At 55.6% G+C, this 13011-nt stretch carries 15 protein-coding genes; 3 read left to right on the forward strand and 12 right to left on the reverse strand.

The window, feature by feature from the left end; genetic code table 11:
• Positions 1-41: 41 nt before the first annotated feature.
• Both efp and KIH26_RS10715 read left to right on the forward strand, forming a co-directional pair.
• Positions 42-596 (forward strand): elongation factor P, encoded by a 555-nt coding sequence (efp, locus tag KIH26_RS10710; RefSeq protein ID WP_213445075.1) that lies wholly within the window; start codon positions 42-44, stop codon positions 594-596.
• A 140-nt stretch (positions 597-736) separates the two neighbouring features.
• Positions 737-1354, forward strand: coding sequence for a hypothetical protein (locus KIH26_RS10715; protein ID WP_213445078.1), 618 nt, complete (start codon positions 737-739; stop codon positions 1352-1354).
• 25 nt (positions 1355-1379) lie between these two features.
• On the opposite strand, the gene KIH26_RS10720 is transcribed toward KIH26_RS10715, so the two are convergent.
• The 12 genes from KIH26_RS10720 to rpiA form a co-directional block, all read right to left on the reverse strand.
• Positions 1380-2246: an LOG family protein gene (locus KIH26_RS10720; protein WP_213445080.1), complete on the reverse strand. Its 867-nt coding sequence runs from the start codon at positions 2244-2246 to the stop codon at positions 1380-1382.
• A gap of 2 nt (positions 2247-2248) precedes the next feature.
• Positions 2249-3559: a dihydroorotase gene (locus tag KIH26_RS10725; protein WP_213445082.1), complete on the reverse strand. Its 1311-nt coding sequence runs from the start codon at positions 3557-3559 to the stop codon at positions 2249-2251.
• Entirely contained in the window at positions 3556-4518 is a 963-nt protein-coding gene (locus tag KIH26_RS10730; protein ID WP_213445084.1) for an aspartate carbamoyltransferase catalytic subunit, read from the reverse strand. Before KIH26_RS10730 ends, KIH26_RS10725 begins: the two co-directional genes overlap by 4 nt.
• The gene (gene pyrR, locus KIH26_RS10735) at positions 4518-5015 is read right to left on the reverse strand and encodes a bifunctional pyr operon transcriptional regulator/uracil phosphoribosyltransferase PyrR (RefSeq protein WP_213445086.1); all 498 of its coding nucleotides are present in this window, start codon (positions 5013-5015) and stop codon (positions 4518-4520) included. Before pyrR ends, KIH26_RS10730 begins: the two co-directional genes overlap by 1 nt.
• Entirely contained in the window at positions 5012-5440 is a 429-nt protein-coding gene (gene ruvX, locus KIH26_RS10740; protein WP_213445088.1) for a Holliday junction resolvase RuvX, read from the reverse strand. The genes pyrR and ruvX overlap by 4 nt, the downstream gene beginning before the upstream one ends.
• Complete coding sequence (locus KIH26_RS10745; protein ID WP_249661162.1) at positions 5437-6204, reverse strand: YqgE/AlgH family protein; 768 nt, start codon at positions 6202-6204, stop codon at positions 5437-5439. Before KIH26_RS10745 ends, ruvX begins: the two co-directional genes overlap by 4 nt.
• A gap of 9 nt (positions 6205-6213) precedes the next feature.
• Positions 6214-7506, reverse strand: coding sequence for a guanine deaminase (guaD, locus tag KIH26_RS10750; protein ID WP_213445996.1), 1293 nt, complete (start codon positions 7504-7506; stop codon positions 6214-6216).
• Between the two features lie 28 nt (positions 7507-7534).
• Entirely contained in the window at positions 7535-8620 is a 1086-nt protein-coding gene (locus KIH26_RS10755; protein WP_213445089.1) for a BMP family ABC transporter substrate-binding protein, read from the reverse strand.
• Positions 8621-8762: 142 nt separating this feature from the next.
• Positions 8763-9608 (reverse strand): pantoate--beta-alanine ligase, encoded by an 846-nt coding sequence (panC, locus tag KIH26_RS10760; protein WP_213445091.1) that lies wholly within the window; start codon positions 9606-9608, stop codon positions 8763-8765.
• Between the two features lie 109 nt (positions 9609-9717).
• Positions 9718-10089, reverse strand: a complete 372-nt coding sequence (locus tag KIH26_RS10765) for a hypothetical protein (RefSeq protein WP_213445093.1) — start codon at positions 10087-10089, stop codon at positions 9718-9720.
• Between the two features lie 108 nt (positions 10090-10197).
• Positions 10198-11088, reverse strand: coding sequence for a 3-methyl-2-oxobutanoate hydroxymethyltransferase (gene panB, locus KIH26_RS10770; protein ID WP_213445095.1), 891 nt, complete (start codon positions 11086-11088; stop codon positions 10198-10200).
• 152 nt (positions 11089-11240) lie between these two features.
• Positions 11241-11912: a ribose-5-phosphate isomerase RpiA gene (rpiA, locus tag KIH26_RS10775; protein ID WP_213445097.1), complete on the reverse strand. Its 672-nt coding sequence runs from the start codon at positions 11910-11912 to the stop codon at positions 11241-11243.
• A gap of 18 nt (positions 11913-11930) precedes the next feature.
• On the opposite strand from rpiA, the gene KIH26_RS10780 reads away from it, so the two are divergent.
• Positions 11931-13010 (forward strand): quinone-dependent dihydroorotate dehydrogenase, encoded by a 1080-nt coding sequence (locus KIH26_RS10780; protein ID WP_213445099.1) that lies wholly within the window; start codon positions 11931-11933, stop codon positions 13008-13010.
• Position 13011: the final 1 nt, after the last annotated feature.

The raw sequence follows: 13011 nt of genomic DNA on the forward strand, positions 1-13011 counted from the left end.
TAGCTGGACTGGTTCCAGCCCAGCCCCTAGAAAGCTCACCCATGAAAATCGCTCAAGAAATGCGCGCCGGCAACGTGATCATGCACGGCAAAGATCCGATGGTCATCCTCAAAACCGAATACAGCCGTGGTGGCCGCAACTCTGCCACCGTGCGCATGAAGCTCAAGAGCCTGATCGCCAATTTCGGTACGGAAGTCGTCTTCAAGGCCGACGACAAGATGGAGCAAATCATTCTGGACAAGAAAGATTGCACCTACTCTTACTTTGCTGACCCGATGTATGTGTGGATGGATGGCGAGTACAACCAGTACGAAGTTGAAGCCGAGAACATGGGCGACTCCATGAACTACCTCGAAGAAGGCATGGCTGCTGAAGTCGTGTTCTACGACGGTAAAGCCATCTCGGTGGAATTGCCCACCAGCGTTGAGCGCGAAATCACTTGGACTGAGCCTGCCGTGAAGGGTGACACCTCTGGCAAGGTCTTGAAGCCTGCCAAGATTGCTACCGGCTTCGAAATCGGCGTGCCGATCTTCGTGGCACAAGGCGACAAAGTGGAAATCGACACCCGCACCGGCGAATACCGCAAGCGCGTCTAATTTGTTACGTATAGCAATGTAGGCATACGCCTCGTTGTATTTGCGCAAAGGCTCCATGGATAACAACCATCGGAGCCTTTTTTGTTGGCTCAAGTTGCTATGATTCGCGCACAAATCAAAACGCATATCAAGTAGCATCTATGGCGTACAAATACAGTCTTTTCGTCAACGGCAAGCCGCTCGGTCCTTATGAGCGCCGCATGATTGTGGGCATGCATGTCAAGAAAATAGTGTTTGACGATCAGATGGTCTGGCGTGAAGATGGTGTGGAGATGAGTGTTGCAGAATTGTTGCAAGACCGAGACGAATCCACACCAGCCAGCGTGGCTCACGACCACATGGCGCTGAGCACCTTGGGCGCACCCTCCAGCGGCATGTGGCCGCAATTCAATGTGCGTTACGGCGGCAGCGCGGCCAAACCAGGCGCTTGGGGTTTTTCTGGCAACGGGCAGGTGAGCTATCACGGTGATGAGCTGCGCTTCAAAGGCCAGCGGCGCAACAAGAATTTAGGCATGAGCCGTCAAGAAGAAAGCCTGCCGCTGGCGGCCATGGCCGATTCGCGATGCATGGATTGCATTTTGCAGATCAGCTTGCAGCCGGGGCTCACTTTCGATACGAACTCGGAAGATTCGCAACTCCATTTGGAGTTTGCTACACCGCAAGAAGCGAATGAGCTCTGGGAGTTGCTGCACTTAAAGCCAGGCCAATTGCCGCCATCACTCTCGTATGCGAACACAACGCGAAGCGAACTGAGATAAGTCTTGGCGCGCGCTACGAGCAGAGTTAGCTCAAGTTGTAAAAGCGTTTGATCGCATCCCAAGCCGTTTGCGCATCATCCACATAGCTGAAGAGCTTCAAATCTTCGTGAGAGATCGCGCCTTCATCGGCCAGCGCTTCGAAGTTGATCACCTTCTTCCAATACGCTGAGCCATACAGAAAAATTGGCACAGGCTTGGCTTTACGTGTCTGCACCAAGCAGAGCACTTCAAAGAGTTCATCCAATGTGCCGAAGCCGCCGGGGAAAGCCACGAGCGCTTTGGCGCGCATCATGAAGTGCATTTTGCGCATCGCGAAGTAATGGAATTTGAAGCTCAGCTCAGGCGGCACATAAGGATTGGGCTTTTCTTCATGCGGCAAAGCAATCGACAAACCTACTGATGGCGCGCCCACATCATGCGCGCCACGATTGGCCGCTTCCATCACGCCAGGCCCGCCGCCTGTGCAGATGAAGAGCTTGTCTTGCGCAGGGCAGTTTTGGCTGTATTGCGCCACGAGTTTTCCAAACTCGCGCGCTTGGGTGTAGTAAGGCGCATTGCGCATGAGACGCTGTGCTTTGGCCAAGCTTTGTGCATCACCACTGGCTTGGGCTTTTTCTAAGGCCGCTTGTGCAGCTTCCGGGCTGCAAAAACGTGCCCCGCCAAAGACGACGATGGTGTTTTCCACACCTGCAGCGCTTTGCCCCAGCTCTGGCTTGAGCATCTCAATTTGCATGCGTACGCCCCGCAGCTCCCGGCGCAGCAAGAATTCTGGGTCTGCAAAAGCAATTCGATTCGCATCAGGCGGTAATTTGTCGGCGTGCTGCCCGTGCGCTTGCAATACGGCCCAAGCATCGGCCAAGCGTTGTTCGGTGAGATTGATGGTGTTTTCCATTTTTAATTCAAACCGTCAAAAGCGATTTGTCCGTTCACTACCGTCATCTTCACACGCGCAGGCATGAGGCTGCCGCTCATGTCATGCGCAAACGGCGTGTGCTTACCTTGGCTGCGCAATGCATCGCTGGTCACACTCCATTCAGCAGCAGGATCAAAAATGCAGATATCTGCAGCACCACCGACATTCAAGCGGCCAACGCTGCTAGCCAATGTGCCTAAGCTGCTCTCAAGCACTTGCGATGGTTTGCTGGTGATGCGAGAGAGCGTGTCGCTCACGCTCGCATTGTGCTGTTGCCCCCACTTGAGTGCGAGGCTGAGCAGCAGTTCCAAGCCAGTTGCGCCAGCTTCAGCTTCGCCAAAGGGCAGGTTCTTCGCATCGGCTTCCACAGGGTTGTGATCACTGACCAGCGCATCAATCGTGCCATCAAGCAGCGCGGCTTGCAGCGCATCGCGATCACGCTGCTGGCGCAGCACGGGCGTGAGGCGGGCGCGGCTGTCGAAATAGCCGATGTCGTTGTCCGTCAAGTGCAGCGAGTTGATGCTCACATCGGCTGTCACAGCCAAACCTTCTGCTTTGGCGGCACGAAGCAAAGCCACGCCAGCTGCGCTGCTGATACGGCACAAATGCACGCGAGCACTGGTGGCACGCATCAATTCAAAAATCGTGTGCAGGGCAATTGTCTCTGCGGCTACTGGCACGCCTGACAAGCCGAGTCGCGTGGCCAACGCACCACTGGCGGCCATGCCTTTGCCCAAGTGCAATTCCTGCGGGCGCAGCCAGGCGGTGTAGCCAAACGTGGCCGCGTATTGCAAAGCGCGTTGCAGCACTTGCGTATTCGCCAGCGGCACTTCCGCTTGGCCGAATCCCACGCAGCCGCTTTCAGTAAGCTCGGCCATTTCAGTGAGCGATTCACCCGCCAAGCCTTTGGTGAGCGCGCCAAGTGGAAACACACGCGATTGATGCAGCTTCTCAGCGCGGTATTTCAGCATCTCCACGAGGCCGGGCTCATCGAGCACAGGATCTGTGTCGGGCGGGCATACGAGCGAAGTGACACCGCCAGCCACTGCAGCAGCCAATTCGCTCTCCAGCATGCCTTCATGTTCATAGCCCGGCTCACGCAGGCGAGCACACAAGTCCACCAAGCCTGGCGCAACGATCAAACCCTTGGCATTCACCGTACGCGCCGCCGAAAAATCCGCTGGCGCTTTGCCCAGAGCCACAATTCGCCCCGCTGCAATCGCCACATCACCCACCGCATCCATGCCAGATGCCGGATCCACAATTCGCCCGCCTTGAATCAGTATTTTCATGCCTCATTCCCCGCCACAATGCTCATCACCGCCATGCGCACCGCGATGCCAAAAGTCACCTGCGGCAAGATCACGCTTTGCTTGCCATCGACGACTGCTGAATCAATCTCTACGCCTCGGTTGATCGGCCCCGGATGCATGACGATGGCATCGGGTTTGGCCAATTGCAGTTTCTCTGGCGTGAGGCCAAAGCTCTTGAAGAATTCTTGGCTCGATGGCAACAGCGCGCCGCTCATGCGTTCGTTTTGCAAGCGCAGCATGATGATCACATCGGCGCCTTTGATACCTTCTTCAAGTGAGTGACAGACACGCACACCCATCTCACGCAAATCACCGGGGATCAAAGTGCGCGGGCCGACAGCGCGCACTTCTGCGCAGCCCAGCGTGGTGAGCGCATGAATATCTGAGCGCGCCACACGCGAATGGAGCACATCGCCTACTATCGCCACGGTGAGATTAGAGAAATCACCTTTGAAGTGGCGAATCGTGTACATATCCAGCAAGCCCTGCGTGGGATGCGCATGCCGGCCATCGCCCGCGTTCACCACATGCACATGCGGTGCGACGTGTTGGCTGATCAGATAAGGCGCACCTGATTCGCTGTGGCGCACCACGAAGATGTCTGCTGCCATGGCTGACAAATTCGCAATCGTATCGAGCAGAGATTCGCCCTTGCTCGCCGATGATTTAGCAATATCGAGATTGATCACATCAGCTGAGAGGCGCGTCGCGGCAATCTCAAAGGTCGTGCGTGTGCGGGTAGAGTTTTCAAAGAAGAGGTTGAACACGCTCTTGCCGCGCAGCAGCGGCACTTTTTTCACTTCTCTATCGCTCACGCTCACGAAGCTGGCAGCAGTATCCAAAATCTGCGTGAGGATGGCCTTCGGCAAGCCCTCGGTGGAGAGCAAATGGATCAGCTCGCCATTTTTATTAAGCTGGGGGTTGCGTTTATAAAGCATCAAGCCTCCTTGATCTCAAAACTGAAGATGCCGGCCTCGCTGCGCGCGAGTGCCAGCGATTGCACGGCTGGCAAGCTCACGCGAGCCGCTGCAAAATCTGCTTGCACAGGCAATTGCCGCCCGCCACGATCCACCAGCACCGCGAGGCGCACGCGCGCTGGCCGGCCATAGTCAAACAATTCATTGAGCACAGCGCGTATCGTGCGTCCGGTGTAGAGCACATCGTCGATCAATACGATGTCTTGCCCGTTCACATCGAATGGCAGCTGCGTTTGCACGCTATGTGCCAAACCGCGCTTGGAGAAATCATCGCGATGCATCGCTGATGAAATCACGCCTGCTTTGCCTGCGAGCTTCAGATCGGTTTGCAATTGCTGTGCGAGCCACACGCCGCCCGATGCAATCCCGATCAGTTGTGTGTTCGGCTCTATTAAATTCTTCACGCCCTTCAACAGCTCTTGGTAGAGCGTCGGGGCGTCCAAAGACAAACTACTCATTCTTCGATCTCACTAAAAAACTGTTCCAAAATAATTGCAGCCGCTTCAGCGTCTATATCTTTCGCGCCGCGTGATTCGGCCTCGACGCTGCTGTAGCGCTCATCCACCTCATGCACAGGTAGATTGAAGCGGCCATGAAGTTGCCGCGCAAAGCGCTGGGCGCGTTGCGTCATCTCATGCGCTGCACCATCAGGATGCGTGGGAATGCCAACTACGAGCGCATCAGGCTGCCATTCACGTAAGATTTTCTCAATCGCTGTGAAGCGCTCATCCATCACAGCCGTGTGAATCGTTTGCATCGGCGTAGCCGTAGCGGTGAGTCGCGTGCCGGATGCCACGCCTGTGCGCTTGACACCGAAATCAAAAGATAAAAAGCTTTGCTGCTGCGGGGGAATGGATCGTGCTAGCCTGCCAGCCACGATCATGCGCGCCCCACATCACGAGAAATCATCCACTCTTGCAAGCCGAGCAAGCCTAATGCCTTGGTGTAGCGCTCGCTCACAGGTGTGTCGAAAATTACTTCAGGGCTGGCCTTCACGTGCAGCCATGTGTTTTCAGCAAGCTCAGATTCGAGTTGACCCTTCGCCCAGCCTGCATGGCCAAGCGAGACGAGCACTTTGCGTGGCCCGCCGCCGCTTGCCAAAGCTTCGAGCACGTCTTTGGAAGTCGTCATCTCCAAGCCATCAGAAATCGTGAGCGATGAAGCGTAGAACGTGCTCTCTGGCGCATCTTGACCGGCTTCTTCATGCAAGGCCTCCATGAGCTGCTGCTCTAAGCTCATGGCAGCTTTCACCTTTTCTGTCAGCTCAGCAACAGGCTTGGTATCAGAGAGAGGCTCAGCCTTCATGTCTGCAAACGTGACGGCAGTCGCCACTTGCTTTTCATGCAACACAAAGCCGCGCTCGGTATGCAAAGGGCCGCCGCCAAACACGGGGGATTCTTGCAAATCCTTGCGCTCTAAAGGCAGATCGACTTTGGCAAACAATTTTGGCAGGGTGAGCTCGGTAGGCTTGTTGATCACAATGCCCAAAGCGCCGCGCTCGGAATGCTCACACAGGTAGACCACAGATTTGGCAAACGTCTCGTCTTCCATGCCTGGCATGGCAATCAAGAAATGCGCCGAGAGATCAAATGCGGCATGCGCCGATTGAGCAAAAGCGGCTTTGTCGTTTGTATCTGGGCTGGGCATACTGAGATTTTAACTGGTCGCTAAATGGGTTTGTTCTATCACGCGATCATCGCCCAACACGATCAGGGCGAATAGCAGCTCTGCCAAATTTTCTGCTCGGCCGGTGCGTCTGGCTAGGAGTGGCGTGGCTTGTGGGTTGAGGATGACGAAGTCTGCATCGCAACCGATTTGTAAATTGCCAACCACGCCTTCCAAGCCGAGCGCTCTCGCTGCGCCTGCGGAGTGGAGCCACCAGAGTTGTTCGGGCGATAGCGTCATCGCCTGTTTAGCCAAACCAGATGTGCGCGAGCTGCTCCTAGAAACATAGTACGCGGCGAGCATGTTTTTGAAAGGGGAGAACGATGTGCCGCCGCCAACATCGCTCGCTAAGCCGTGCAACATGTTTTGGTTGGCAGCGTCGGCAAAATCAAAATTCCCGCTGCCCAGAAACAAGTTACTGGTCGGGCACACAGCCGCTGCCGCGCTGCGCGCTTTCATCAAAGCTCGGTCTGCATCGTCAAAATGGATGCTATGGGCGTAAATGCTTTTGTGACGTAACAGGCCAAAGCGGTCATACACCGCAAGGTAACTCGCATCCTGCGGATACAACTCCTTCACCCAAGCGATTTCATCCACGTTTTCGCTCACATGCGATTGAATCCACACATCGGGGTATTTCGCAGCGAGCTCACCCATGCCGCGCATCTGCGCATCGGAGCAGGTGGGCGCGAAGCGCGGCGTGATGGCGTAGCCAAGCTGGCCTCTTGTGCCTTTGCCGTGCCATTGCTGGATGAGGCTCTCGGTATCGATCAGCGATTGCTCCGTCTCATCGCGCACACCATCGGGGCAGTTGCGATCTTGCAGGCATTTGCCAGTGATGATGCGCAGGCCTGCCACATCGGCCGCTTTAAACATCGCGTTGACTGAAGCCACATGCGATGTGGCGAAAGTGAGTGCTGTGGTGACCCCATTGCGCATCAGTTCCGCTATAAAAAACGTAGCTGTTTGCGCACTGTATTCCTGGGCTACAAAGCGTTTTTCTTCTGGAAAGGTGTAATTCTCAAGCCAAGGTAACAAACCATCTGCTGGCGAGCCGATCACGTCGATCTGCGGGTAATGCACATGCAAATCCACAAAACCGGGCGCGATGATGCGGCCGGGCAGATGCTGTGTGGGCACATGGACGAATTGCGATTTCAGCTGAGCGAAATCGCCAGCAGCGGCTACTTTGCCAGCGGCATCGACCACCAGCAGGCCATCGGTATCCAACACCGCGCTGCCCGCCGCATCGAAACGCAACAGGCTGGCGCGGTAAGCGCTGATCGGTGGTGAGGCAGGAGTATTCACCCCGCTATTTTGCAATCTTTCCTTGCACACCTGCGACAAGTGCATTCATTTTGAGAATTTGCGCGTCTGTCAAGGCCGTGCCACGCGCAATCATGATGCCGCCTTCGTTGTCCAATATGTCCTGTTTTGCCGTCGCCATGAAGGGTTTGAGCTTGCCTGCCCCGATGGCTTTCTGAGCCGCCTGGACTTCATTGACGACGGCCTTCGGCACTTTCGCGCCAAAGCTATCGACGCGGATCATGCCTTCTTGGATGCCGCCCCAGACATTGCCGCTCTTCCACGAGCCATCTTGCGCGGCGCGAACTCTGGCTGTGTAATACGCACCCCATTGATGCGTCACCGCAGCAATTTGCGCATCCGGCGCGACTTTGCGCATATCGGAGTGATACGCCACGGCCATCTTGCCGCGCTCCTGCGCGGCGATCATCACGGCGTTCGACCCGGTGTGGAATGCGAGCACATCGGCCTCTTGATTCATCAAGACAAGAGCTGCATCGCGCTCTTTGGGAGGGTCAAACCAGGCATTGAGCCAGAGCACTTTCACCTGAGCTTTCGGGTTCACCGAGCGCATACCTAAGGTGAAAGCATTGATGCCCTGCAACACCTCAGGAATCGGAAAGCCAGCCACGTAGCCCGCCATATTCGTCTTCGTCATGCGGCCGGCGGCTATGCCGGCGAGATAGCGGCCTTCGTAGTAGCGGGCGTTTGCAACAGCGACATTAGGCGCTGTTTTGTAACCCGTGATTGATTCAAAGCGCACATTCGGAAATTCTGCAGCCACGCGTAGGGTGGGCTCCATGTAACCAAAGCTAGGTGTGAAAATAATTGTGTGGCCTTGCGCCGCCAGATCGCGAATCACGCGCTCGGCATCCGCACCTTCAGGTACGTTTTCCACATAGGTGGTTTTCACCTTGTCGCCTAAAGCGGCCTGAACGGCCTTGCGCCCCTCATCATGCTGGCGCACCCAGCCCGCATCGGTGAGCGGGGCAACATACACCCAAGCGGCCTTGAGGGGCTCATTGGAGTTTTGTGAAAAAACGGGGGAGAAAAAACTGATCGCCGCGAGCGCGGCAACGAGGTTTTTATACATGGTAGTCCTCTACATGGCTGCGGGGTTGAACACAATGGGCGTTGCGCAGCGCAACAGCCTCTATTTTAACGGATCATCTGCTATTAAATAAAGAGCAATCCGCGCAATCTGTATGCCGGCGACATGCCAAAAATGCTTTCAATCAGCATTCCATATTGTCAATCAAGCGTGTCTTGCCCAAACGCGCTGCCCCCAGAGCCACCAAGCTGCCGGCCGTATCCTGCGCACTCGGCGCTTGCAGATCAGCGCGGCGACGCAGCGTCAAATAGTCGGGCTGCCAGCCGCGTGCAGCGAGCGCAGCCAGGGCTTGAGCTTCGAGCGCGGCGATATCTTGCCCACCAGCTGCATGCGCCGCAATCAAAGCTTTCAAAGCGCGCGAGAGATGTACGGCCTCTGCGCGCTCGGCTTCGCTCAAGTAACCATTGCGTGAACTCAGCGCCAAGCCATCAGCAGCGCGCTCAGTCTCATGGCCGATGATCTCGATAGGCATGGCCATTTGGCGCACCATATTTTTGATGACCATGAGCTGCTGATAATCTTTTTTGCCGAAGATGGCGATGCGCGGCTGCACGATCTGGAAGAGCTTCATCACCACCGTGCTCACGCCGACGAAGAAGCCGGGGCGAAAATGTCCTTCGAGGATGTCTGCCAGGCCTGCGGGCGGATGCACTTTGTAGCCTTGTGGCTCGGGGTACATGTCTTTTTCCAAGGGCGCAAACACCACATCACAGCCTGCGGCCTCCAGCTGCGCGCAATCGGGCTCGAAAGTGCGCGGGTAGCTGTCGAAGTCTTCATGGGGGAGGAATTGCAGGCGGTTGACAAAAATGCTGGCCACGGTGGCATCTACTCGGTCCGCTTGTTTTTGCTTGAAGGCCAAGTTCATCAGCGCGATGTGGCCGCTGTGTAGATTGCCCATGGTGGGCACGAAGGCGCTCTTTTTGCCATCGAGCGCGCTGCGCAGTTCGTCTATGGTTTTGCAGATTTTCATGAGACTCCCGCTTCATCCTTTGATTCGTCATGTCCAGCTCAGGCTGGATTTGCGCAGGATGATAACGCGGCGCGTGCAAGCCAACTAGAGAGTTGCGTCAAGAGCGAGCTCAGGACGACTTGCTAATCGCACGCTTTTTGTGCCATAAGATGGCAGCGAAAGTAGCCACGCCAGCGAGCGCGAGCAAGATCAAAGCGCCGATGGCCCAGATCACGATCAAGATCACAGGAAGCGCACCACCTGCAAACGACAAGAGCCCTTGCAAAATCGGCAGGCTGAATTGCAAGACAGGCGCCATGAGATCAACCGTGAACGCCCACCATGCGCCAAACGGCTCTGGCGGGCTGATGCCTTTGAGCTGGCTGAGCAATTGCTCCCAAGGCGCACCTGCGAGCATGCCCAGCAGCGCATGTGTCATCCAAGCAAACGCGCTCCATAAGAGCAGCAGCAAAAATGCCAGCAGCCAAATTGCAATCACCATGATATCGATCTTTCTCCAAAGTTGAAGTCAAGTTTAGAGCGAGGTGAGCGCAATGGTTCCCCTGAAAAAGGATGCCCTTTTAAGTTGTATGGACTGCTTGAGTAGAAGTTACCAAGCGTGTTTGGCGTTATCAGGAAACGCGCCGCTCTTCACCGCGCTCACGTAATTGGCAAAAGCTTGGCGTACATCGCCTTGCGTTTCTGCCAAAAAGTTGTGAACGAATTTGGGCATGCGGCCGAGATTGATGCCCAGCATATCGTGCAACACCAGCACTTGGCCAGCGCAGCCCTTGCCTGCGCCGATGCCGATGGTGTGGCAGGTCTTCAGCTCTTCGGTCAGCGATGTGGCCAATGGCTCTGGCACCATTTCTAGCACCAGCATTTGCGCGCCTGCATCTTGCAGCGCGTGCGCATGGCGACGCAGTGTGGCTGCCGCTTCATCGCCCTTGCCTTGCACACGATAGCCGCCCAGCGCATGTACGGTTTGTGGTGTGAGGCCGAGATGCGCGCAGACGGGGATGCCGCGCTCCACGAGGAAGCGTACGGTTTCCGCCGTCCAGCCGCCGCCTTCGAGCTTGACCATGTGCGCGCCTGCCTGCATGAGTGCGGTGGCGCTGCGCAGAGCCTGCTCTTTGCTTTCGTGGTAGCTGCCAAAAGGCAGATCGCCCACGAGCCAAGTCGTGCCGTTGCTCCTTTGCAAACCGCGATGCACGCTTTCGACGTGATAGCACATGGTCTCTAAGCTCACATGCACCGTGCTGGGCAAGCCTTGGCAGACCATACCAAGCGAATCACCCACCAAAATGCAATCTACTCCAGCGGCATCCATCACACTGGCGAAAGTTGCGTCATATGCGGTGAGCATGGTGATCTTCTCGCCGCGAGCGCGCATCTCGGCCAAGCGCGGCAGGCTGATGGGCTTACGCGGCGCGTCAATGCTTTGCTTGCCTGCGCCATAAACAGCGTTCGTGGCCGCTGTCGTGTCATTGGATGTGGCCATATGAATCCCTTGTCCGTTTGCAAAGCGCGAAGATAACTTACTTTTTGCGTTTTTGCTCGCTGGTATTGAAGCGTGCACTCTAGTTGAGTTGGTTTACTACAAAATAGATAGCACTCCGCGCAGCTTATACGCCGGCAAAACGCCAAAAACACTCAAAATTCGAGCGTCTTCACACCTGTTGAAGTGCCCAGCAAACACACCTGCGCCTTTTGATGCGCAAACACGCCAACGGTGACTACGCCCGGCCATTGGTTGACTTCGCTCTCAAATGCCAATGGGTCTGCAATCTGCAAGCCCGTTACATCGAGGATGTGTTGGCCGTTGTCAGTGACGAGTGGTGCGCTATCTTTCATGCGCAGCTGGGCAGAGCCGCCTTTCGCAGCAAACAATGCAGAAATGCGCTGTGCCGCCATGGGAATCACTTCCACAGGTAGAGGAAACGCGCCCATGGTCTTGACGAGCTTGCTCTCATCGGCAATACACACAAATTTTTTAGACAGAGAAGCCACGATTTTCTCGCGCGTGAGCGCAGCGCCGCCGCCTTTGACCATGTAGCCAGAGTGATCAATCTCGTCTGCGCCGTCGATGTAAACGGAGAGCTCAATCACCTCGTTCGCGTCGAAAACTTTGATACCTAAAGCCTTGAGCCGCTCCGTGGATGCGACTGAGGAGCTCACCGCGCCTTTGATCTCCGATTTGATGGCTGCGAGGGCATCGATGAATTTATTGACGGTGGAGCCCGTGCCCACGCCTACAATTTCACCTTTGACCACATATTTCACAGCGGCTTGGCCTACGAGGGTTTTGAGTTCGTCTTGTGTCATAGCTGTAGATTATCTCCAATGTCTTTGATCCCTTACCCTCTCGCCCGTCCATTTTTATTTGGCCTTGACCCTGAAGCCGCGCATGATCTGACGATCAATTCGCTGGCTGCCACGCAATGCACGCCTTTGAAAATGGCCTACGCACAAAAGCGCGTGAGCGATTCGGTCACGGTTGCTGGGTTGACGTTTCCCAATCGCGTCGGCCTCGCAGCAGGCTTGGATAAAAACGCACGCTGCATCGACGCTTGGAATGCGATGGGCTTCGGCTTTGTGGAAGTGGGTACTGTGACGCCGCTGGGCCAAAGCGGTAATCCGAAGCCGCGCATGTTTCGTATTCCTGAGAAAAACGCGCTGATCAACCGCCTGGGCTTTAACAACGAAGGTTTGGAAGCCTTTGTGAAGAACGTCAAACGCTCTGAATTTCATAGCATTTCGCGCTCGAATTCATTGGTTAAAACGCCTAATACGCTTGAAAATCGAATGATTTTAGGACTCAATATCGGTAAGAACGCTGCCACGCCGATGGAGCGAGCCGTCGATGATTATTTGATCTGTCTCGCAGGCGTGTACCCATACGCGGACTACATCACGGTCAACATCTCTTCGCCTAATACGAAAAACCTTCGCGCCTTGCAAAGCGACGAGGCATTAGATGGTTTGCTCGGCGCAATCGCACAGCGCCAAGCAGAACTCGCGCAAGAGCATGGCCAACAAAAGCCCATCTTCCTCAAAATCGCGCCTGACCTTGATGAAACCCAAATCAAAGTTATCGCACTCACTTTGCAGAAACACCAGATCGACGGCGTGATCGCTACCAATACTACGCTCGCCCGTGATGCGGTGCAGGGCCTGAAGCACGCCGAAGAAACAGGCGGTTTGAGTGGCGCGCCCGTACTGCAAGCGAGTAATGCTGTGATCGCTCAACTGCGCGCAGCCTTGGGCAAAAACTACCCCATCATCGGCGTAGGCGGCGTACTCTCGGGAGAAGATGCGCATAGCAAAATCAAAGCCGGCGCGGATCTCGTGCAAATCTACACCGGCATGATCTACAAAGGCCCCGCGCTCGTGAGCGAAGTGGCCAAAGCTTTAGCAAAATAAG

It is taken from the genome of Variovorax sp. PCZ-1 (genome assembly GCF_018413605.1).
Lineage (GTDB): Bacteria > Pseudomonadota > Gammaproteobacteria > Burkholderiales > Burkholderiaceae_C > JANMDU01.